This window comes from Bradyrhizobium sp. CB2312, assembly GCF_029714425.1.
Classification (GTDB): domain Bacteria; phylum Pseudomonadota; class Alphaproteobacteria; order Rhizobiales; family Xanthobacteraceae; genus Bradyrhizobium.
Genome location: NZ_CP121668.1, coordinates 2,481,995 through 2,503,279, shown reverse-complemented (window position 1 = coordinate 2,503,279; position 21,285 = coordinate 2,481,995). Strand labels below are relative to the sequence as shown.

Genomic DNA, 21,285 nt, shown 5'->3' with positions numbered 1-21,285 from the left:
GCGAACGCCCAGATCTTTTCGCGCCGCCCGACGGCATGTCGCACGAAGCTACGAACCGTAATGCTACCGATCGTAACATTCGCAAGATGAGCGCGCAAGCAGAGATTGAGCGACCGCCATCAAGACATCGGAAGCCGCCGGCCTGTCTGGCCGGCGGCGAGAGTCGTCCTAAAGCATGATCCGGACCCGAAGGGCCGCGTTAGCGCAAAGTGCGCAGCGGTTTTCCGAAAAGGTCATGCGCGAACAACAAGCTAAAGCGCGATGACGATTCACCCTGATCTCATCGCGCTTTAGAAATTCGGCCCGAGCGCGATTTTCGTGATCGTGCCGTTCCTGACGCCGATGCGCCACTCCGCCGAGCCGTTGGCGAACTGGGCGACGTAGATGTCGCTGTCGAGCGCGGTGACGCCGCGGAAGGAGACCGCGCGCAGCGCACCTAACCGCGCCAGGATCGCCTGGTCGAACGGAAGCTGCTGGCGCGTGAGGTCGGCCACCTCCGGCGTCATGTGCTCGTAGTCCGGCCGGCCCTTGCCGACGCTCTCGATGTAACGGCGCAGCATCTCCTCGCCATTGGCGATCGGAACGGCGCGGCGTGCCGCGCGTCCCGGCTTGGCACCGATATTCGAGGCTTCCACATTGTGAAAGCGGGTCTGCCGGCCCGGCACCAGGATCTCCATGCACCGCCCCGACTTGTCGGCGATCACCCACGGATTGTTCACGGTGGTGGTCGCGGCCCAGGTCGCGTTGGGCCTGACGAGGCTCTGCATCCTGCGATTGCCGCCGGCATCGAGATTGAAGACCTGGATGTCCTCGCCCATCTCGTTATAGACCATGATCCTGATCGGCGACGTCCCGGCGTAGCCGCGCACATTCGCCTCCTCCGCGCAAAGCACAATGCCGCCGAGTTCGTCGTTGCCGTCGGCCCGGAACAGCACGTCGCCAACCTTGCCGTCGGGCTCGAGCAGCAGGCGGAATTCCGCCGTGCCGTTCTCGAACTTCGCGCCATAGATGTCGTAGCCGCCGGGGCCGACGCCGCGGAAGAAGAGCCACTCGACTGCGCCGAGCGCCGCGAACGTCGCCTGCGTTTCATTGAGCTGACGATGGATCTTGGCAGCCAGCGGGGCGCTCATGCGATCGTAGTTCGGCGTACCGCGCCGTAAGTCCTCGATCCCGCGCAAGATCAAGTCCTTGCCGCCGGCGACCGGGACCTGCTCCCGGAAGCGATCCGGAACTTCCGCGACACGGCGCGCGAAATCGGCCTCGATCGCCTGCGCCACCGCCGCGTCGATCCGCGGCGCAAGCCGCGCGCCGAACACCGCGTTCTGGACGAGAACCCGCGAGACCTTGGCCTGCGCGTCGCGCAGGAAGATCAAGAGATTGTCGCCATGGATCGAGAAGACGTCGGTCCCCTCGGTGAGGAGCGCCGCCTGGCCCTGCACGGTTTCCTGCACCTGGAGACGATCGCCGTCGCGGCGCACGGTGAGCACGCGGTTCGGCGCGACCCTGTACCAGCCGACATATTGATCAAGCGCTGCGGGCTCGGCCGCCGCCGTCGGCATCTCGGCGACGCGAACCGCGCGAATGTCGCGGCCGTTCATGCGCAGCATCAGCTCGGAGGAGCGGCGCTCCGCCTCAGCCGAGAACGTGATCTCGCCGGACGAGGCCGCGTAGGACGCGGTGCCGTCGCTGCCGACCGTCAGGCGCAGCCTGCGCTGCCCGGTGAGCTGGCCATAGAGCTCGTCGCCCTCGCGGAAGATGGCGAACACGGAAGACGGCCCCATGGCATAGAAATTGACGAAGGGGCGATAATGCTGGGCCGGCACCTCGCCGGTCTCGGCGGCGACGGGCGCGGGCTCGGGTGTGCGATAGGCGATCATGCCGGCGGACACGATCACGGCTGGAACGATCGCGGCCGCGATCCACAGCCGCTTGCGCCAGCCGACCGCGACGGGCATCGCGGCCGCCGCGATGATGCGCTCGACACGGGCGCGCACGGTCGAGGCGCGCGCCATCGCGAGCTCCACCGGCCGCGGTTTCACGGTGCTGGCGAAATCCAGCAGGATTTCGGCATAGGACAGCCGGTCGTCGATCACCTCGATCGCCTCGGCGTCGCTGATGATCTCGGCGAGCTCGGCGAGGCGCGCGAGCTGCCACCACGAGAACGGGCTGAACCAGAACACCGCGCGGTTGAGCGAGGCCAGCAGCAGGATGTAGAAATCGCCATTGGCGACATGCGCGCCTTCATGCGCGAGCACCGCGAGGCGCTTCTTCGCGTCCCAGCCGGCAAATTGCGGCGGCACCAGGATGGTCGAGCCGAAGGTGACCGGACCGCCGACGTCGCGGCTGACGCGCACGTCGGCTCCGATCATGGTCGCGCCGCTCACGGGCTGCGCCGCCCGCGCCAGGCGCCAGGTCAGGCAGAGGCCGATGGCGAGCCGCAGCAAGAGCAGCCCGGCGACGCCGGCATAGACGATGGTGGCGACCAGCCACCAATTGATCGAGAACCCGCCCCTCGCCGGCGCCACGACGGCGGCGCCCGGCGGCATCGCCAGGGCTGGCTGCGGCGTCTCCAGCATCGAGATGTCGGCCGGAACGACATCGTCCGGCATGGGCATCGGCAGAGGCAGCCGCGTGATGGTCAGCGTCGGCCAATGCATCACGAAAGGCATCGCCAGCGACGCCAGCAGCACGACGATCCACGCCGTCATGTGGACGTGTGGATTTCGCACGCGAAAAAGATAAAGACCGAACCAGACGACGCCTCCCAGCACAAGGGAGCGCAGCGCCGCCTCCGCCAGAGTTGCGATCATTCTTTCTTCACTCCCCTCGCCTTCTTCGCCTTGGCCACCTGATCGGCCAGCGTGCGCAGCTGCTGCTGGTCGAGCATCGCATTGTCCACCATGCCGACGAGGACTTCCTCGATCGAGCCGTTGCAGAACCAGTCGACGATGCGCTGCACCGCCTTGGCGGCGACCTTCGCGCGTGGTTCGGCGGCGGTGTAGACATAGGTCCGTCCGTCCACGGTGTGGTTAGCATAGCCTTTTTCTTCGAGCCGGCGCAGCACGGTGCGCACGGTCGACTCCTTCAGGCGCCGCGACAGCCGCTCACGCACGATTTCGGCCGTGACGGGACCATGGGCCCAAACCAATTGCATGACCTCGCGCTCGAGGTCTCCCAGTTCGGGCAAACGATCGTCCATGGCGGCTTACCTTGCGGCTTGAGTTTCTTGTAACGCTACAGATTGTCGCATATGCGACCGCGCGGCACAACGGCGATTCCACCTGGAATGCCGCCCCGTCATTCCCGGGCTTGTCCCGGGCATCCACGTTCTTCGTACCACCCGGCAAGGCGTGGATGGCCGGGACAAGCCCGGCCATGACGATGTGGGGACGTCCGCGCTAACCGCGCCGTTCTTGGCGCAGCATGCGGTTCAGTACGCCGGCTCGTACATCTGCGACTGCACGAGCTCTTTCACGTCGTTCGGCGCCGGGCCATCCGCGAGCCCGCGCTGATAGGCGACATCGGCCACAGCCGCCGCAATCCGCGCCGAGACCTCGCGGATGCGGGGCAGCGCCGGGTAGAGGCTGCCTTGCGCGAGGTCGTCCTTGCCGACGCAGTCGGCGAGCGTATGGGCGGCGGCCATGAACATCTCGTCGGTGACGAGGCGCGAGCGGCTGGCGATGACGCCGAGACCGACGCCGGGGAAGATGTAGGAGTTGTTGCCCTGACGCGGCACGAAGGTGCGGCCGCTCAGCTTCACCGGATCATACGGACTGCCGCAGGCGAACAGCGCGCGGCCCTCGGTGTAGCGGTAGGCATCCTCCGCCGAGCATTCCGCCTTCGAGGTCGGGTTGGAGAGTGCGAACACGATCGGCTGCTCGTTGAGCGCGGCCATCGCCTTGAGCACGTCGGGCGTGAACGCGCCGCCGACCGCGGCGACGCCGATGATCGCCGTCGGCTTCAGCGTCTTGATCGCGGTGAGGAAGTCGACGATCGGCGCTTGGCCCGTATGGGCGTAGCGCAGCTTGTGGCCGTGCAAGCCGTCACGACCGCCAACGACCAGGCCGCGGGAATCCACCAGCCAGTTGCGACGGAGCGCTTCGGCTTCCGACGCGCCCTCCGCCATCATGGCGGAGACCACGAGATCGGCGATGCCGGTCGCCGCTTCGCCCGCGCCGAGGAACAGGATCCGCTGGTCCTTCAACTTGCCGCCGGAGACGCGCAGCGCCGAGAACAGGCCCGCGAGCGCCACCGCCGCGGTGCCCTGGATGTCGTCGTTGAAGACGCAGGCCTCATCCCGGTATTTGTGCAGCAGCTTGAACGCCGAGTGATTGGCGAAATCCTCGAACTGGATCAGCACGCCCGGGAAGGTCTTGCGCGCCGCCTGCATGAACTCGTCGACGAAGCTGTCATAGGCCTCGCCCGTGAGCCGGCGCTCGCGCAAGCCGATATAATAGGGATCGTTCAAGAGCTCTTCGTTGTTGGTGCCGACGTCGAGCACGATGGGCAGGCATTGCTCGGGGTGAACGCCGGCGCAGGCCGAATAGAGCGAGAGCTTTCCGACCGGAATGCCCATGCCGTTGGCGCCGAGATCGCCGAGGCCGAGGATGCGTTCGCCGTCGGTGACGACGATCAGTTTTGCGGGATAGGGCCAGTTCTTCAGAATCTCCGCGATCTGGCCGCGATCGCGCGAGGAGATGAACATGCCGCGCGGCCGCTGGAAGATCAGGCCGTATTTCTGGCAGGCGAGCCCGACCGTCGGCGTGTAGATGATCGGCTGGATCTCGTCGATATTGTCGACGACGACGCGGAAGAACAGCGCCTCGTTGCGGTCATGCAGCGCATTCAGCGCGACGTATTTTTCCAGATCCGTCGGCAGGGTGCGGAGGTTGGTGAGCACGCGCTCGGCTTGCGTCTCCATCGTCAGTACGCAAGGCGGCAACAGGCCGCGCAGGCCGAGCGCAGCGCGCTCCGCTTCGGTGAAGGCGGTGCCCTTGTTGAGCAAGGGATCGCGCAGAAGCGTCATGCCGTGCGCGGTGTCGGATGATGTCGAATGGGCGCTGACCCGAGCAGGTCTATTCACGAATTCCCCCAGGGAGTTTCTTATTGAAGGGCGGCCATTGTCGGCCAGTGCTCACCCGAGATCAAGGACGCAGGCATCCCGGCATCGATTGTGATCTCGCACCGCAGCGAGGTTTTCGAGAACGATCCGCGGTGTTAGGGCGGCGACGCTCTTGCGCCTTATGAGGGGATTGAGAGGGCACGCCTGCTCACTCCTCTCGTCATTCCGGGGCGCGACGAAGTCGCGAACCCGGAATCAATCGAGCCGCAGATACCGCCGCACAATGGATTCCGGGCTCGCGCTGACGCGCGCCCCGGAATGACGAGAAAACCTCACAAACGATCAGGAAGACGAAGGACTTTACGGCAACCGCGCTACTCCGGCTTGATGTCGGCGGCCTTCACGATCGGCCACCATTTCTCAATCTCGGCCTTCTGGAAGGCTGCGAGCGCCGCGGGCGTCTGCTGATCGGGCGGAGGAATCTCCTGCCCGAGCTCAGTGAAGCGCTGCTTGACGGCGGGCTCCGCAAGAACCGTGACGATCGCCGCGTTGAGCTTTGTGACAATATCTTTCGGCGTGTTCTTCGGTGCCCAGATGCCGTGCCAGTAGGAGATGTAGAGACCGGGCAGGCCCGCCTCGTCGACGGTCGGGATATCGGGCGCGGAGGCAAGCCGCGTCGGCGAGGTCACCGCAAAAGCCTTGATCGCGCCGTTCTTGTATTGCGGCAGCGAGTTCGAGGCCTGGTCGAACATGATGTCGATCTGGCCGGCGACGAGATCGATCATGGCAGGTCCCGCGCCGCGATAGGGCACGAACTGGAAGTCGGTGCCGGTCTTGTCCTTGAAGAAGACGCCGGCGACATGCGCGCCCGTGCCCGCGCCGGCCGTGCCGGCGGTGGCCTTGCCGGGATTGGCTTTCAGCCACGCGATCATCTCTTTCAGATTGTTGGCCTCGAGCGACTTGCGGCCGACGATCAGCTGCGTGCCCATCGCGATCGTCGCGACTGGTTCGAAATCGGCGAGCAGATCGTACGGCAGCTTGAAGATCGCGCCGTTGAGCACATGCGTGCCCCAATGGCCGATGGTGATGGTCGTGCCGTCAGGCGTGGCGCGCGCGACGCGAGCGCCGGCGATGCTGCCGGAGGCGCCGGCGACGTTTTCGACCACGACCGTTGTATGCAGCTCGGCCGCGATCCGCTCGGACAGGATCCGCGCCAGTGTGTCGGTCGGGCCGCCCGCCGCGAACGGCACGATGAGGGTGATGGGACGCGATGGGAATGGCTGCGCACGCGCCGGCGCGGTCCATGCCGCACATCCGATCAGCGCGCAGATGACAATCACATGACCGCGTAATCCGGCCCACAGCCCCCGCATCAGTCTCTCCCACTCTTTTTGCCGCCCGCATGTTGTCAGCGGGCTGGAGCCGGAGTGAACGCTGCCGCGCAGGCCGAGGCAAGCCCAGAAATTATCCAGCCGCCCGCCGCGGCGTCAGATTGGCGGCACTATCCGCCGGCGGCGCGATCTGCATCAAGATGGTCTGGACCGGCGATGCAATCTCGACGCCGTGCTGCTGGAAGCGCAGCTTCATGCGGCGATTGAACTCGCGCTGGACCGGCCAGCGGCCGGCCTCGGTGCAGCGGATCTGGCCGACGATCGACACCATGGCGCCATCGACCTTGTCGATGCCCCACAGGTCGAGATCGCCGCGGATCGCGGCGCGAAACTCCGGCTCGCGCCGCATCTCGTCGACGATGTCCTTGAGGATCTGGCCGGCGCGGTCGGTGTCCTCCTTGTAGGCGACGTTGACGCTGACCGACGCATTGCCGGCGCCGCGACTGGCATTGGTGATGGTGGTGACCGCGCTGAACGGCACGATGTGCACGGCGCCGTCGCCGGCGCGCAGGCGGATGGTGCGGATCGAGACGTTCTCGACGACGCCCGAGAGACCCGAGACGCTCACGGTATCGCCGACCTGGACCGTGTTCTCCAGCAGCAGGAACAGGCCGGTGATGAGATCCTGCACCAGCTTCTGCGAGCCGAAGCCGATGGCGATGCCGACGATGCCGGCGCCGGCCAGCAGCGGCGCGACATTGACGCCGATCTCGCTCAGCGCGGTGAGCCCGACGACGGTTGCGATCAGGCACAGCAGCGCGGTGCGCAGCATCGGCTGGAAGGTGCGCAGCCGCGCCGCGCGGGCATAATGCCCGTCGCGGGACAGCGTGTTGATCTGGCGGTCCAGGAGCGCGTTGCTGGCTTCCCAGATTGCCGCCGCGATGAACACGGCCAGCCCGATCGTCACCACGGCCGAGATCAGGCGGCCGCCGATCTGGCCGCCATAGAACCAGACGATGGCATCGACGCCCCAGACTTCGAGCACGGCGACGAAGCCGATGAAGGCGATCACGCCGGAGACGATCCTGCGCAGCAGCGGCAAATAGCGGTTGGCGCGAACCTCCAGGCCCGGGAAGCGCTGGAGGATCTCCGGCCTGATGCGGAAGCCGCGATCGATCAGGCTCAAGGTCACCATGATGGCGACGCGGGTGATCAGCGCCACCACGATGGTGCCGACGAAATACTGCAGCAGCAGCGAATAGCCGTTGCGGATGTTGAGCGCCCACACCGCCCACAATGCGAGATCGAGCGCGATGGCAAGATAGTGCCAACCAGCGGCGATGCGGTTGCGCAGGCGCGCGGCGATACCCTGACGTTCGGCCGGCGCGCGAATGGCTTCGGCGACCTGGCGGCGGCATTGCAGGATGATCACGACGACGAAGAGATGCACGACCAGCATCACCATGCGCAGCAGTGCCGCGTAGCCGGCCCGATGCAGGCCGAGCAGCAGCGCCACATTGGCAAAGGCGATGCCGGAGACGCCGACGCCGACGATGCGGCGCGCCCAGATCTCGATATAGGCCGCAGTCTCGGCGCGCACCGGAAACAGGCCGAACGGCCCTGCCAGCGCGCGGACGACGCAGATGATCCCACGCGAGAACGCATAGGCGTTGACGACCGCGAGGATCACGAAGCGGACGGTGACGGGATCGCCGATCTCGGTGCCGAGCAAGGCGGTCGCGACGCCGATGAAGACGAACACCGGCAGCAGCTCGAGCAGAAGCCGGCCGAGCACGAAGGGCAGCCGCAGCAGCAATTGCCAGACCCGCGCGAGGCTATGGCGCCGCTTCTGCAACTCGGGCGCCGGCGTCACATCGGCCACCGAGGATGGCGGATCGGCGATCGGCAACGCCTGCACCGGCACGCGCGCGGTTTGCGGCACGCGGCCCTCGAGAAACGCCACCGGACGCCGGATCAGGCGGCAGATCACCCATTCGGCCGCGAGCGCGCAGCCGAGCACCAGCGCGAGCTTCCAGGCGATCTCGATCAGGAGATTGTAGGCGGCGGGATCGTTGGCGGTGCGGACGATCCAGTAATAGAACGCCGGGAAATGCGTCAGCGTCCGCGCCACGCTGGCGATCTCGCGCGAGATGTCGCCGATCTGCTCCGACACCGTGAGCAGGAGCTGCGCGCCGAGACCGTCCGCCGAGAGCGGGATCGGCGATGTCTGCTCGGGCTTGGGCTGCTGCGGGCCGGATGCATTCGCGATCGCGCGCAACGTGTCGATCATCTGGGCGCGCTTCTTGTCGTCCTGGAGCGTGTCCAGCGCGCGCTTCGCTTCGTCAGGCGACAGCGCGGTGGCCGCATGATTCGCGGCTGGAGCGGCCGGCTCGGCGCGGGCGGCGGAGAAAGACGAGATCGCGAGGAACAGAGCGGCAAGGAGCGCCGGGGCAAGCTTATGCGACACGATGATTCCCTGGAAAAAATGAATGCGCCGGCGGAGTCGGCATCGTCACCGCCGAAGCACTGCGTCATGTCGGATCACCGTTATTCGCCCCGGCCCTGTGTCGGAAGTTGGCCAATGTGGCGACATTCTCTTGGCATTTGCCGCAGTGCAGGAATGGGAACTGCGAGCTTCCGCGCGGGCTGTGGGCCGGCATCGCTCTGAGAGACGCGCCAAACCTCTTCCGTCATTCCGGGAGTCGGCCCGGAATGACGGCGAGGAGGAGGAGAGAGAAAACAGGATGTCAAACTTGCCGGTCGGCCTCGTCGGCCATCCGCTGCGTTCAGCGCGCTATGCTATCAAGGCGCTATCGAATACAGCGCCGGGACGGTAGGGGCCTTGCCTCACTGATGCAGCCCGCTAAACCTTGTCCCGGCGTGCCGTTCGCGGTTTTCGCCGCTATGCGATAGTCCGAACGAGCTCCATCGCAATTAACGCGGCTGGATTTGCGGAGGTGGTGTCATAGACCTCCCCTTGCTCTGATGTGGACGTTGGGCGTCGCTTGTTTGCGACCATGAGGATGCTCCTCCCGTGCCACAAAACTGTCAAGCAGGATCAATGACGCAAGGGATCACTTTTAGCGCGAGTTCCTTGGCCGCAACATTAGCGGCGAGCGCTACTGCGAGAGCGAGGCGACGAACGATCGGCTTGCACCGCAATCGTAGGGTGGGCAAAGGCGCACTCGCGCCGTGCCCACCACCTCTCGCCATGAAGAACGGCGGGCACGCTTTCGCTTTGCCCACCCTACGAAATCGGGAATCTGACTGCTACGAGCGGGGCCGCCTGCAACGAGAAGCACGCGGCGCGATGATGACATCATGCCCCTGTTTTGCCCGACGCGTCAACCTCATTTCGTAAAATCAGCAATGACGTCGTAAGGGTCGGCCAAGCCATTGATTCCACTCTCACCGGCTACTGTGCATGGGGTTGTTTTCGATTTTTTGTTCTCGCATGCGCTGGCGCCGCCGGTTCACTGTCACTTCTTTCCTCCCTTCCCCTCCTTCTCCAGCGCCTTGCGTACGGCCTCGAACTCCTCGAGCGAGGCCTTGTCGGCGCGAGGGAAGCGCAGGTCGAGCTTTTCGAGCGCGGCATTGATCACCGAGCCGATCACGACGCGCGCGAACCATTTGTGGTCGGCCGGTACGACGTACCAGGGCGCGTGCGGCGTCGACGTGTGGCGGACGATGTCCTGATAGACCGCCTGGTAACGCGGCCACAGCGCGCGCTCCTTGATGTCGTCCATGGAGAACTTCCACTGCTTGGACGGAATCTCCAACCGGTCGAGAAAACGGTCGCGCTGCTCCTCCTTGGAGAGGTTGAGGAAGAACTTCAGCACCACGGTGCCGTTGCGCGCGAGATAACGCTCGAAGGCGGAGATGTCCTCGAACCGCTCCTTCCAGATGTTCTTGGTGACGAGCTTGGGAGGCAGCTTCTCCTTGGCGAGAATCTCCGGGTGCACGCGCGTCACCAGGCATTCCTCGTAATGCGAGCGATTGAAGATGCCGATATGGCCACGCTCGGGCAGCGCGACGGCGTGGCGCCAGAGGAAATCGTGGTCGAGCTCCTTGCTGCTCGGCGCCTTGAAGGCCGTGACCTCGCAACCTTGCGGATTGATGCCCTCGAAGATCGCCTTGATCGCGCTGTCCTTGCCGGCCGCGTCCATGGCCTGGAACACGATCAGCAGCGACCAGCGGTCCTGGGCGTAGAGCTTCTCCTGGAATTCGACCAGCCGCTTCTTGTTGGCGTCGAGGATCTCCTGCGCCTTCTCCTTGTCGAGATCGCCCCTCTCGTTGGTCTTGTAGTCCTTGAGGTGAAACTTGCCCGATCCGTCGTAACGGAAGGGCGTGATGTAGCGGTCAAGTTCCTGGGCGAGCGATCTGGACGGCTTCTTGCTCATGAGCGCGGGGCACCTTGCGTTGGGGCTTCAATCGGTCGAGCAAGCTACCAAGGATACCCTTGGGAAGGAATATGATGAAGAGCACGAGCAGCACGCCGTAGACGAGATTGTCCCAGCCGACCGCCTTGGTGCCGAAGCCGATCCGCAGGGTCTCGGCCAGCAGGATCGTGATGATCGCGCCGAAGGTCGGGCCGAGCGAGACGAACAGGCCGCCGACGATGGCGGCGAACACCATCTGGAGCGACACCGCGATGCCGCTGACCGTGTCGGGCGTGATGAACATCTGGTACTGGCAGTAGATCGCGCCGGCGAGCGCGGTCATCAGCGCGCTGAGCAACGTGATCTTCAGCTTCTCCGCGGTGACGTTGACGCCGGCCGCGGCCGCGGCGTCCTCGTCCTCCGAGATCGCCTCCAGCGCATAGCGCGCCATGCTGCGGTCGATCCAGTGCCAGGCCACGATGCCGAACAGCCAGACCGCGAGCGCGATCAGGTACCAGGTGGTCTTGTCGTCGAATTGCAGCGCCAGCAGCTTGTTGCCGGAGGCCCGGTTCGGCGTATAGCCGAGCGAGCCGCCGGTATAGTCACGCGTCGCGGTGATGACCTGGAGCACGATGCCCGACAGCGCCAGCGTCACCAGCACGAAATAGTGCCCGGTGATGCGGAAGCGGAAACAGGGATAGCCGACGACCAGCGCCAGCGCGCCGGCCGCGACCATGCTGATGGGAATGCCGATCCAGGGCGACAGTCCCAGATGATTCCACAGGAGCGCGGTGACATAGGCGCCGATGCCCATGAAGCCGCCATGGCCGAGCGAGACGAGGCCGAACCGCCCCATCATCGACCAGGAGGTGTAGGCGAACGACCAGATGAGGATCAGCACCAGGATGTGCAGATGATAGGGATCGCGATAGACGAACGGCAGCGCGACCAGCGCCGCCAGTCCGATCCCCCACGCGGCGAGACGCCCCTGCCGCGTCATCGGCGCCTCGCCAGCAGGCCCGCGGGCCGGATGAACATCATGACGATGAAGAAGGCGAAGGCGAGCACATAGCCCCATTCGAGATCGGAGAACAGGCCGCCGAGCGAGATGATCTCGGCGAACAGGAAGGCGGCGATGAAGCCGCCGATGAAATTGCCGAGGCCCCCGAGCACGCAGATCAGGAAGGTGATCGGCCCAAAGGAGAGGCCGACGAAGGGATGCACGTCATACTGCAGCACCAGCAGGCAGGCGGCGAGCCCAGCCAGTGCGCCGCCGAGCGCGGAGGTGATGAGATAGATCCGCCTGGTGTCGACGCCCATCAGCGCCATGATCTGCCGATCCTGCGAGATGGCGCGGATCGCGGTGCCGGTGAAGGTGCGCGTCATGAACAGATAGACCGCGACCATGCCGACCAGCGCCGCGAGGAACGAGAGCAGCCGTGCGTAGCTGAAGTTCATGTCGCCGAAGGCGAGCACCGGCAGGCGGATGCCGAGATTGCGGAAGTCGATGCCGAAGGCAACGGTGGCAAAGCTCTGCAGCACGAACAGCACGCCGCCGGTCGCGAGCAGCTGGTTGATCGGTGGCGCCGTGAGCAGCGGCGCGATCACGAGGTAATGCAGCGCGGCGCCGAGCAGCGCGACCAAGAGGATCGTGAGCGGCGCCGCGACGAAATAGCTGACGCCGTAATACTGCACCATGAAGTACATGGCGTACATGCCGATCATCACGAGCTCAGCGTAGCAGATCCAGGTCACGTCGATGACGCCGAAGATCAAATTGAGCCCGAGCGCGAGCAGCGCCAGCACGCCGCCGAGCAGGATGCCGTTGATCACGGCCTCCAGCAGGTAGATGTCGAAAATATCGAGGAACGCCTGCATGCCCATCACACCCCGAGATACGCTTCCTTGACCGTGTCGCTCGCCAGCATCTCGGCCGAGGTGCCGGAGGCCCTGATCGTGCCCGCCTCGATCAGATAGGCGCGATCGACCACCTTCAGCACCTGCTGCACGTTCTGCTCCACGATCAGCACCGTCAGCCCGCTGGCGCGGATCCGCTTCACCAGCTCGAACACCTGCTGCACCACGACCGGTGCCAGGCCCGCCGACGGCTCGTCGAGCAGCAGCAGCTTTGGATTGGACATCATCGCGCGGCCGATCGCACACATCTGCTGCTCGCCGCCGGACATGGTGCCGGCCATCTGATGGCGGCGCTCCTTGAGGCGCGGAAACAGGTCGAACACGACCTCGAGCCGCTCGGCATAATGGCCGCGCGCCTCCTTCATGAAGGCGCCCATCTTGAGGTTGTCATCGACCGTGAGCTGGGGAAACAGCCGCCGGTTCTCCGGCACATGCGCAATGCCGAGGCTGACGATCTTGTGCGGCGGCGTTGCGACGACGTCGACACCCTCCATCCTGATCGATCCGCGCGTGGGACGGATCAGCCCGGAGATGACGCGCATCAACGTCGTCTTGCCGGCCCCGTTGGGGCCGATGACGCCGACGGCCTCGCCTGCCCTGACGTCGAGATCGACGTCGAACAGCGCCTGGAACGTGCCATAGCCGGCATTGACGCCGCGGAGTTCCAGCATCACTGCCCTCCCGCGCGGCGGCGCGCTTCGGCGGCCGCGGCCTGCGTGGTCTCGGCATCGGTGCCGAGATAGACCTCGATGACGCGCGGATCGCCGGCGACCGCGCTCGGCAGGCCTTCCGAGATCTTCTCGCCGTGGTCGAGCACCATGACGCGGTCGACGACGCGCATCAGGACGCCCATGATGTGCTCGACCCAGATGATTGTGATGCCGAGCTCGTCGCGGATGTTGCGCAGCATGTCGGCGGCCTGGTCCATCTCGGCCTCGTCGAGACCGCCGAGGCTCTCGTCGGCGAGCAGCAGCTTTGGCGCGGTGGCGAGTGCTTTTGCGAGCTCGAGCTTCTTGAGGCCGGCGGCGCCGAGGCCATCGACGCTGGCGTGTCGATCGGTCGGCAGGCCGACCATGGCGAGTGATCGCTCGGCCGCCTCCTCCGCCCTGGCGCGGCTATGGCGGCCCTGGCCGTAGAAACCGGCGAGCGCGACATTCTCGAAAATGGTCAGGCGGCGGAACGGGCGCGGAATCTGGAAGGTGCGGCCGATGCCGCTGTTGATGATCCGGTGCGGCGCGAGGCCCGCGATCTCGGAACCGCCGAACAGGATCGAGCCTGAGGTCGGCGCCAGCGTGCCGGAGAGCATGTTGAAGATCGTGCTCTTGCCCGAGCCGTTGGGGCCGATCAGGCCGAGGATCTCGCCCTGCTCGACCTTGAACGACACGTTGTTGACGGCGGTGAAGCCGCCGAACCGCTTCACCAGTCCGTTGACCTCCAGCACCGCCCCGCTCTCCTTGTCAAAAGTATTGCGCTACTGGTTGCTGTAGGTGGTGCCCTTCGGCAGCGGCAGCACGGCGTCGCGCTGCGCCTGGCTCTTGGGCCACACCACTGAGGATTTGTCGTCGATGTACTGGATCACGACCGGGAAGGAGCGCTCGTTCTGCCCCGCCATCGGCGTGCCCTCGCCGTAGAACTTGACGCCGAAGCCGAGCATGGTGCCGCCCTCGGGGATGTCGGTGTCGAGCGCGGCCTTGCGCAACGCTTCCGGATCGACCCCGCCATATTTCTTGATCGCACGCGGCAGCACGTCGTTCATGAAGACGTAGGTGTTGGACGCGCCGATGCCGACATGGGCGGAGCGGATTGCGACGCCGGGCTTGATCTTGTCGAATTCCTCACCGACCATCTTGATGACGGGCGCGAGCTTCGGGTCCATCGTCTTCTGGTTGGCGAGCCAGATCGAGATCGGGTCGGTGTTGAAGATGTAGTTGGCGTCCGCGCCCATGCCCTCCTTGAGCTTCTCATAGACGCCGTAGCCGGCGCCATGCCCGACCAGGGCGCCGAATTTCAGGCCCTGCTCGCGGGCCTGGCGCAGCAGCAGCGTGATGTCGGGGTTGTAGCCGGTGTGGAAGATCACGTCCGGCTTGGCGCGCTTGAGCTTGGTCACCAGCGCGGAGAGATCGGGTGCGGTCGCCGAATAGCCTTCCTTCAGCACGACGTTGAAACCGGCCTTCTTCGCGCCGGCCTCGTTGCCTTTGGAGACATCGACGCCATAGGAGCCGTCCTCGTGGATGATGGCGACGCGCAGATCCTTCGGCTCCTTGCCGAACTTCTCCTTGGCGTTCTGCGCGACGAAGTCCATCGTCATCATGCCGAACTGGTCGCCGCTCGCCTGCGGGCGGAACACGTATTTGTAGTTCTTCTCGTTGAACACGGCGGACGAGATGCAGGTCGTCATCCACATGAACTTCTTGAGCTGCTCGACGCGGGCGGCCACCGGCACGCATTGCGCCGAAGAGAAGAAGCCAAGCACCAGGTCGACCTTCTCCTGCTCGAGCAGGCGGACGGATTCGTTGATGGCGACGTCGGGCTTGCTCTGCGCGTCGGCATAGACCGCCTCGATCTTGTAGCCCTCGACGCCGGTCTTGCCGAACTGGTCCAGAATGATCTTGGTGCCGATATATTCGAGCTCGGACCCGCCACCCGCGAGAGGCCCGGTCAGGTCGAAAATCACGCCGATCTTGATCTTCTTCTCTTGAGCCTCAGCGGACGCCGCCAAGCCCGTCGCTGCTATCGCGACCAACAGCCCACGTACCAAGCGGGCAGCCATGCGCAGGCGCATCTAAACCTCCCTGGACGATTGTGCATTGCATTCTTGTTGCTTTTGCTTTTTGGCCCATCACATGGGCTGCGCGCAGCGATGTCAAGCCTCGCGCATCAGCGCGATGCGAACTGCTGCGCGACAAAGGCCGTGACAAATCGCGGCATGGTCGGCGTGAGATCATCCATCCCGCGCACGAGATGGATTGCCGACAGCTCCGGCTCGGCCTCGCGCGCGAGATTGGCTTCGATCCGGGCCCGGGCGACGTCGCCCGGCATATCCAGGTTGAGCACCTTGATCATTGCAATCGCGCGACCGGAGACGACACAGTGCCAATCCGCTTCGGCCCGATAGTCGTCGGCCGTGAGCCCGGTCTCCTCCTTGAGCTCGCGGACGACGCTGCCGGGAATATCGAGCCTGCCGTCCCTGACGTCGCCCGGATCGGGTGTGCCCGAGGGGAAATAGATGCGGCCTGCATTGGCGGTGTGGGGCGCCATTTCGCCCATGATGAAAGCGCCGTCGGATGCGCGCAGCGCCCCCATGCCGAAACCGTTGAACACGGTAGGGTCGGGAAATCCCCAGTCGCGCCAGGCGAGGAAGCTTGCGAAATCCACTTCGGAATAGGTCGCGGCGAAACCGCCGTCCGAGAACACGGGATCGCGGCCGAGCAGGATGCGGCCGTTCCAGATCTTCGGGCGCTCGCGCTGCTTCTCGGCGAAATGCGCCGCGATCTCGACGCGGCGCTCCTCCGCGAACGGCCAGACCACGGGCCGCACGGCAAGATCGAGCGTCGCGACGCGATGAATGGCTGGTGACGTCATGACAGCTGATTACAGCGCGTTCGCGTCAGTTATTTGGCACTCCCCGTGGTCTTCTTGGCCTGGTCCACGAACTTGTTGGTAAAGGTCTTGCTGACGTCGATCTTGGCATTGGCGACTTCCGGCGAGCCGACGCTGAACACCGCGAGCACGGCGTCGGCGCCCTTCGGGTCCATCTTGCCGGTTTCGGAGAACATCGGGATCGTGTTCTTCAGCGCGGCGAGATAGAGGTCCTTGTTCTTGCCGACCATCTCGTCCGGCATCTTCGCCATGATTTCCTCGGGCGAATGCGAATGGATCCAGGCGAGCGTCGCCAGCATCGCATTGGTGAGCGCCTGCGTCTCCTTCTCGTGGCCGTTGACCCAGGCCGCGGTCGAGTACAGCGCGCCGCCCGGATATTCGCCGCCGAACGTCTCGAGCGTGTCCTTCTGGGTGCGGGTGTCGGAGAGGATGCGCAGATCCTTGTGGCTGCCCTGGAGCACGGTGACGGAGGGATCGAGCATCACGGCCGCGTCGATCTGGCCCTGCTCCATCGCGGCGACCGCGGTGGCGCCGAGGCCGACGCCGATCACGGCGGCGCTGGTGGGATCGAGCCCGTTTTTCTTGAGCATGTATTTCAGGAAGAAGTCGGTGGAGGAGCCGGGCGCGCTGACGCCGACCTTCTTGCCGGCGAGGTCCTTGACCGACTTGATGTCATTGGTACGCGACGGCGCGACCACCAGCACGAGGCCGGGATAGCGGTCATAGACCACGAAAGACAGAAGCTCCTGCTTCTTGGCGGCGAGGTTGACGCAATGGTCGAAATAGCCGGAGACCACGTCGGCGCTGCCGCCGAGCACGGCCTTGAGCGCGTCCGAGCCGCCCTTGAGGTCGACCAGTTCGACATTGAGGCCGGCCTTCTCGTATTCGCCAAGCTGCTTGGCCAGCACCGTCGGCAGATAGCACAGGCAGGCGCCGCCGCCGACCGCGATAGTGACCTTGCTTTGCGCCGCGGCAAATCCGGTGGTGAGCGTCAGCGCGAGCAGCGCGCCGGCCAGCCTGGCAATCGTATTCTTCATTGGTTTCCTCCGTTCGGCTGGCGGCACCATAATGCAGTGCACCCGGCTTGAGAAGCGCAACTCAGGGCTCTGGCCATCGGCCTTTCGGCGCAATAGCATGCGCCCACAACAACAAGTCTTGATGGGGAGGATCACCATGAATCGTCTTGCTGCCGGCCTGTCGCTCGCCGCCGCCTTTGCCGCCGGATGCGGCGCAAACCAGCTGCTCCGGCCGGCGCTCGCCGCCGACAACGTCACCGCGCAGATCATCCATACCGGCGAGATGGAGGGCGATGCGCTCGGGCCCGCCAACAATGTCGGCTTCCGCTCGAAGATGTTCGCGAGCGCCGACGGCGCCACGATCTCGATCCAGGTCGGCAACGTGCCCAAGCACATGCATCCCAACACCAACGAGATCCAGTACATCCTGGACGGCACTGGGACGATCTGGCTCGGCGACAAGGAGGTCACGGTGAAGCCCGGCGACCTCGTCATCATCCCGAAGGGAACCGCGCATGGCGGCACCAAGCCGATCAGCGGCCAGGTCAAGGCCATCGCGATCAAGACGCCGCCGCAGGCGCCCGATGATACCAAGCTGCTGGATTGATGCCGCGAAAACGGAGCGTGGTTGAGTGTCCGGGCTCGCACTGCCGTGCGGGCCCGTTTCGTCAAGTCCGGTGCTAGATCGGGCGCGCCTGCTTGCGGATCTCGCTCGCGATTGGCTTGAGGGTGTCCCCCGGAAGCTGGCCGACGAGCGTGTAACCCATGCCGCTCTCCGCCCACACGAAGCCCGCAACATCGCCGGTTGATTGCGGCATCATCGGCGTATCCAGATTGCGGTTGCTCATCGGGCGCGTCAGCACGACGAGACGGTCGCCGCGATCGTCGTCGTACATGAACATCGCAGCCGGGCCATGCGAGGTCGCGACGACGCGGCCACCCATCAGCCGATAACCGGAGACGGAGAGGTCCGGCACCTTGACCGGCTGCTTCAGCCTGTTGGACGCCCATCGTACGAGCTCGGCGCTGTCGGACGCACGTATCTCGACCGGCCGTACGCGATCCGGTGCGTAAACGCCATAAGTATAGGCTGCCTCCTGCGCCAATGCGGACAGTCCGCTCGAACCATCCTGCAACACGCTGCGCATGGTCCATCCGCCGAGACCGCCGATGCCGAGCAGCAACATCGCCGCGATCGCGCCCCATAGCCGGAGCGGACGCCGCTTCCGGCCCTCGATGATGTGCGACAGGTTCAACTCCGCCGGCAGCGGCTCGTCGGCGATCGACGCCAGCGCGCCACGCAACTGCTCGCGCTGGGTGGCGAAGGCGGCAACGCGACTGGCGACATCCGGATGATCATCGAGATAGGATACGACCTCCGCGCGACGCTCGGGCTCGAGCACCTGGTCCACATAGGCGTGCAGATCGTCTTCCGTGATCGGCCGCTGGTTCATTTCAAGCTCCGCAATGCCACGACATTCCCCGGTGCAACGCCATCCATCTCCTGCTGCAGCCTCTCCCGCGCGCGCGACAGGCGTGACATTACCGTACCGACCGGGACGTTGAGAACTGCCGCAGCGGCCGCATAGGAGAGATCTTCGACCGCGACGAGCAACAGCACGGCCCGCTGCTCGTCCGGGAGCTTTGCAAGCTTGCTCAGGACATCCTGATAGATCAGCCTCTGCTCCTGCGCCGCCGCACTGACGAGCTCCTGCTCGCCTGCATCGTCGATCGGCATATGCCTGCCTCGTGCTGTGGCCTGGCGAAATTGGCTGACCGCCAGATTGTGGAGGATGGTGAACAGCCAGGCACGCACGCTGCCGTCGCGCCGTTGATGCCAGCGGCTGACGGCACGCTCCAGGCAATCCTGGACCAGATCGTCAGCCGCCGCGCGCTCGCGCACGAGCGCACGCGCATAGCGACGAAGCGCAGGGATCAGCGGTTCGACCTGAACCAGCATGTCCTTCATGACGCGCTCCGTCACCTCTTCGTTGCTGCTTTGGCCGAGGTCATTGCACCTCGATCTGAACGGCCTCGCCGGGCGCGGCCGCATCGCCCGCAGCAATCACCAGGTAGCGCTTTGCGGCTGCGGCAGACTGATCGACGATCTGTCGGATCGGGCCGGCCGCATTGACGATAGCGGATCCGGCCGGATTGGTCATGAACGCCGCCAGCGGCTGCAACGGTCCACTTCCGTCGCCATGCTCCGCCAGCGCGAGCACATATTTCTGCTTGGGCTGCAGTCCCGTCACCGACGCCTGCAAGATCTGAATCAGGCCTTGGTCGAACAGCGACACGCTGGTCGGCGCCTTGCCGTCCTTTGTACCATCTTTCGAGGCGAGCGACAGGTGAGCCACCTGGCCGGCAACGCCGAGTGCCTGAAGATTCTCGCGGTCATCGGGGTTGGGCGCAGCATTTGGAACATACGCGATCGCCTGCGGCGCCTGGCCGATCGGAACGTTCCCGACCACCGTGTTGGTCGCCGTGTCGATGGCCACCAGCGCATCGGCGTTCTCAAGTCCCACATAGATCCTGGTGCCGTCGCCGGACGGCCAGACACCGTGCGGCAGATTGCCAACCGGGATCGTGGCGACAAGCGAGAAGTCGTCGGTGCGGAACACCTTCACTTCGTTCAGGCCGCCGATGGTGACATAGGCGAACGTTCCCTTGGCGGTATGCGCGAAGTTGACGTGATTGGTGATCGGACCGGTGTCGATCGTCTTGATCGCGTTGAACGGGGGCTTGGCATTGAACACCTGCGTACGGCCGACGTCCTTCAGCGTGAACCAGACCTGGCTTCCATCCGGCGTCGCCGCGATGTTCGGGCAGAACGGGCTTTCCTGCTTCACCTTGGCGATGATCTTGTGCTCGGCCACCGCGACGACGTCGGTCTCGGGATTGAACGACGAGCAGATGTAGCCGTACTTGCCGTCTGGTGAGAAGATCTGCATGCCCGGCCCGTTCGGCGTCGTGATGCGGGTCTTCTCCTTGAAGCTGACGGGGTCGATGACGGAGATATAGTTCTCGCCGCGCACGGTGACCCAGACCTCCTTGCCGTCGGGGGTGAAGAACGCCTCGTGCGGCGATCGTCCGACATAGGTGATGTGCTTGACCCCGTTGGTCGCGGTGTCGATGAACGTCACCGAATTCGAGCCGATCGACACGACGGCGAGCGTCTTGTGATCGGGCGAGAAGCCCATGCCGTGCACCAGCACCTGCCCCTTGTAGAGCGGGCTGAAACTGCCGGGCTGCGGGTCGCCCAGCCGGATCACGCCAAGCAGCTTGTTGTCGACGGGGTCGGTGACTGAGACGGTGTTCGAGAACTGTTCCGCGGCGTAGACGCGGTCGTGGTGGCTGACCGGAATATCGGGGGCGGACAGTGCGCCGGGCGCCTGCCCTGCCCATGCGGCAGAGTCCGTGGCGAGCATGGTGGCGGCCAGGAAGATGCTCTTCATCATATTGCTTCGTGACATGGACATCTGCGGCTCCTACTTCTTCATTCCATTGGACATGTCCATCTGCATGCCCGGATGATGATGGCCGGCAGCGACGGGAACGGGTGCCGACTGGGTCGGAGCAGGTGTGGTGTCCGTGGCAGGCTCGCCAATGGCGAGCTTCATGGCCGCGATCTCCTGCATCTGGTCGACGATGATTTCCTGGGCGATGCGCCGCAACTGCTCGTTCTTGCCGTAGCGCAGTTCGATCACCGCCATGTCGATCGCGCCCTGATGATGCGGGTTCATCATCGCGACGAAGTCGCGGTCGACATCACCGGTCGGCTTGACCGCCATGTCGTTCATCATCTTGGTCATGGCGGCTTCGTTTTCTTCCAGGAACGCCCGTTCTTCCGCACTTTGCGCGGCCGGCGGGGCGGCTGGATGGGCTTCATGCGCGAACGCGAGCGGAGGCATCGCGAATGCGACCAAAATGCGCGCGGCAAGCAACGCCGTGCCGAGGCCCGGCCGGGGCCATCGACATCT

18 protein-coding genes are annotated in these 21,285 nt (G+C 65.0%); 1 reads left to right on the top strand and 17 read right to left on the bottom strand.

The features are described from left to right. Nucleotides 1–290: 290 nt before the first annotated feature. From QA642_RS11845 to QA642_RS11785, 13 genes are all read right to left on the bottom strand, one after another. Nucleotides 291–2,810, bottom strand: a complete 2,520-nt coding sequence (locus tag QA642_RS11845) for a M56 family metallopeptidase (RefSeq protein WP_283084826.1) — start codon at nucleotides 2,808–2,810, stop codon at nucleotides 291–293. After that, nucleotides 2,807–3,199 (bottom strand): BlaI/MecI/CopY family transcriptional regulator, encoded by a 393-nt coding sequence (locus tag QA642_RS11840; protein ID WP_027560480.1) that lies wholly within the window; start codon nucleotides 3,197–3,199, stop codon nucleotides 2,807–2,809. The genes QA642_RS11845 and QA642_RS11840 overlap by 4 nt, the downstream gene beginning before the upstream one ends. A 231-nt stretch (nucleotides 3,200–3,430) precedes the next feature. Further along, on the bottom strand, nucleotides 3,431–5,083 hold the full coding sequence (locus tag QA642_RS11835) for an NAD-dependent malic enzyme (protein ID WP_283084825.1): 1,653 nt from the start codon (nucleotides 5,081–5,083) through the stop codon (nucleotides 3,431–3,433). Nucleotides 5,084–5,436: 353 nt separating this feature from the next. Further along, entirely contained in the window at nucleotides 5,437–6,435 is a 999-nt protein-coding gene (locus QA642_RS11830; RefSeq protein WP_283084824.1) for a tripartite tricarboxylate transporter substrate-binding protein, read from the bottom strand. 91 nt (nucleotides 6,436–6,526) lie between these two features. Continuing rightward, nucleotides 6,527–8,860 carry a mechanosensitive ion channel domain-containing protein gene (locus QA642_RS11825; RefSeq protein ID WP_283084823.1) on the bottom strand — a complete coding sequence of 778 codons (2,334 nt, stop codon included), beginning with the start codon at nucleotides 8,858–8,860 and terminating at the stop codon, nucleotides 6,527–6,529. Nucleotides 8,861–9,872: 1,012 nt separating this feature from the next. Next, nucleotides 9,873–10,793, bottom strand: coding sequence for a polyphosphate kinase 2 family protein (locus QA642_RS11820; RefSeq protein ID WP_283084822.1), 921 nt, complete (start codon nucleotides 10,791–10,793; stop codon nucleotides 9,873–9,875). After that, complete coding sequence (locus QA642_RS11815) at nucleotides 10,753–11,772, bottom strand: branched-chain amino acid ABC transporter permease (RefSeq protein WP_283084821.1); 1,020 nt, start codon at nucleotides 11,770–11,772, stop codon at nucleotides 10,753–10,755. The genes QA642_RS11820 and QA642_RS11815 overlap by 41 nt, the downstream gene beginning before the upstream one ends. After that, nucleotides 11,769–12,650, bottom strand: coding sequence for a branched-chain amino acid ABC transporter permease (locus QA642_RS11810; protein WP_283084820.1), 882 nt, complete (start codon nucleotides 12,648–12,650; stop codon nucleotides 11,769–11,771). Before QA642_RS11810 ends, QA642_RS11815 begins: the two co-directional genes overlap by 4 nt. A gap of 5 nt (nucleotides 12,651–12,655) precedes the next feature. Next, nucleotides 12,656–13,360 carry an ABC transporter ATP-binding protein gene (locus tag QA642_RS11805; RefSeq protein WP_283084819.1) on the bottom strand — a complete coding sequence of 235 codons (705 nt, stop codon included), beginning with the start codon at nucleotides 13,358–13,360 and terminating at the stop codon, nucleotides 12,656–12,658. Continuing rightward, complete coding sequence (locus QA642_RS11800; protein ID WP_283084818.1) at nucleotides 13,360–14,130, bottom strand: ABC transporter ATP-binding protein; 771 nt, start codon at nucleotides 14,128–14,130, stop codon at nucleotides 13,360–13,362. The genes QA642_RS11805 and QA642_RS11800 overlap by 1 nt, the downstream gene beginning before the upstream one ends. A 30-nt stretch (nucleotides 14,131–14,160) precedes the next feature. Beyond that, entirely contained in the window at nucleotides 14,161–15,471 is a 1,311-nt protein-coding gene (locus QA642_RS11795; protein WP_283084817.1) for an ABC transporter substrate-binding protein, read from the bottom strand. Nucleotides 15,472–15,566: 95 nt separating this feature from the next. Then, complete coding sequence (locus QA642_RS11790; protein WP_283084816.1) at nucleotides 15,567–16,271, bottom strand: NUDIX hydrolase; 705 nt, start codon at nucleotides 16,269–16,271, stop codon at nucleotides 15,567–15,569. Nucleotides 16,272–16,300: 29 nt separating this feature from the next. Next, nucleotides 16,301–17,326 (bottom strand): ABC transporter substrate-binding protein, encoded by a 1,026-nt coding sequence (locus QA642_RS11785; protein ID WP_283084815.1) that lies wholly within the window; start codon nucleotides 17,324–17,326, stop codon nucleotides 16,301–16,303. Between the two features lie 136 nt (nucleotides 17,327–17,462). On the opposite strand from QA642_RS11785, the gene QA642_RS11780 reads away from it, so the two are divergent. Further along, nucleotides 17,463–17,912, top strand: a complete 450-nt coding sequence (locus QA642_RS11780; RefSeq protein WP_283084814.1) for a cupin domain-containing protein — start codon at nucleotides 17,463–17,465, stop codon at nucleotides 17,910–17,912. A 73-nt stretch (nucleotides 17,913–17,985) separates the two neighbouring features. On the opposite strand, the gene QA642_RS11775 is transcribed toward QA642_RS11780, so the two are convergent. From QA642_RS11775 to QA642_RS11760, 4 genes are read right to left on the bottom strand one after another with little or no spacing between them, the layout of a single operon-like run. Next, nucleotides 17,986–18,759: an anti-sigma factor gene (locus tag QA642_RS11775; protein ID WP_283084813.1), complete on the bottom strand. Its 774-nt coding sequence runs from the start codon at nucleotides 18,757–18,759 to the stop codon at nucleotides 17,986–17,988. Beyond that, on the bottom strand, nucleotides 18,756–19,274 hold the full coding sequence (locus QA642_RS11770; protein WP_283084812.1) for a sigma-70 family RNA polymerase sigma factor: 519 nt from the start codon (nucleotides 19,272–19,274) through the stop codon (nucleotides 18,756–18,758). Before QA642_RS11770 ends, QA642_RS11775 begins: the two co-directional genes overlap by 4 nt. Before the next feature lie 40 nt (nucleotides 19,275–19,314). Continuing rightward, on the bottom strand, nucleotides 19,315–20,784 hold the full coding sequence (locus QA642_RS11765) for a YncE family protein (protein ID WP_283084811.1): 1,470 nt from the start codon (nucleotides 20,782–20,784) through the stop codon (nucleotides 19,315–19,317). A gap of 9 nt (nucleotides 20,785–20,793) precedes the next feature. Next, complete coding sequence (locus QA642_RS11760) at nucleotides 20,794–21,216, bottom strand: DUF305 domain-containing protein (protein WP_283086859.1); 423 nt, start codon at nucleotides 21,214–21,216, stop codon at nucleotides 20,794–20,796. Nucleotides 21,217–21,285 lie beyond the last annotated feature (69 nt).

What these genes read in the sequence shown, in the direction of transcription:
- QA642_RS11770 (WP_283084812.1), bottom strand. Translation starts at nt 19,274, where the DNA reads ATGAAGGACATGCTGGTTCAGGTCGAACCGCTGATCCCTGCGCTTCGT.
- QA642_RS11815 (WP_283084821.1), bottom strand. Translation starts at nt 11,772, where the DNA reads ATGACGCGGCAGGGGCGTCTCGCCGCGTGGGGGATCGGACTGGCGGCG.
- QA642_RS11775 (WP_283084813.1), bottom strand. Translation starts at nt 18,759, where the DNA reads ATGAACCAGCGGCCGATCACGGAAGACGATCTGCACGCCTATGTGGAC.
- QA642_RS11840 (WP_027560480.1), bottom strand. Translation starts at nt 3,199, where the DNA reads ATGGACGATCGTTTGCCCGAACTGGGAGACCTCGAGCGCGAGGTCATG.
- QA642_RS11830 (WP_283084824.1), bottom strand. Translation starts at nt 6,435, where the DNA reads ATGCGGGGGCTGTGGGCCGGATTACGCGGTCATGTGATTGTCATCTGC.
- QA642_RS11805 (WP_283084819.1), bottom strand. Translation starts at nt 13,360, where the DNA reads ATGCTGGAACTCCGCGGCGTCAATGCCGGCTATGGCACGTTCCAGGCG.
- QA642_RS11765 (WP_283084811.1), bottom strand. Translation starts at nt 20,784, where the DNA reads ATGTCCATGTCACGAAGCAATATGATGAAGAGCATCTTCCTGGCCGCC.
- QA642_RS11795 (WP_283084817.1), bottom strand. Translation starts at nt 15,471, where the DNA reads ATGCGCCTGCGCATGGCTGCCCGCTTGGTACGTGGGCTGTTGGTCGCG.
- QA642_RS11760 (WP_283086859.1), bottom strand. Translation starts at nt 21,216, where the DNA reads ATGCCTCCGCTCGCGTTCGCGCATGAAGCCCATCCAGCCGCCCCGCCG.
- QA642_RS11790 (WP_283084816.1), bottom strand. Translation starts at nt 16,271, where the DNA reads ATGACGTCACCAGCCATTCATCGCGTCGCGACGCTCGATCTTGCCGTG.
- QA642_RS11820 (WP_283084822.1), bottom strand. Translation starts at nt 10,793, where the DNA reads ATGAGCAAGAAGCCGTCCAGATCGCTCGCCCAGGAACTTGACCGCTAC.
- QA642_RS11810 (WP_283084820.1), bottom strand. Translation starts at nt 12,650, where the DNA reads ATGCAGGCGTTCCTCGATATTTTCGACATCTACCTGCTGGAGGCCGTG.
- QA642_RS11780 (WP_283084814.1), top strand. Translation starts at nt 17,463, where the DNA reads ATGAATCGTCTTGCTGCCGGCCTGTCGCTCGCCGCCGCCTTTGCCGCC.
- QA642_RS11785 (WP_283084815.1), bottom strand. Translation starts at nt 17,326, where the DNA reads ATGAAGAATACGATTGCCAGGCTGGCCGGCGCGCTGCTCGCGCTGACG.
- QA642_RS11845 (WP_283084826.1), bottom strand. Translation starts at nt 2,810, where the DNA reads ATGATCGCAACTCTGGCGGAGGCGGCGCTGCGCTCCCTTGTGCTGGGA.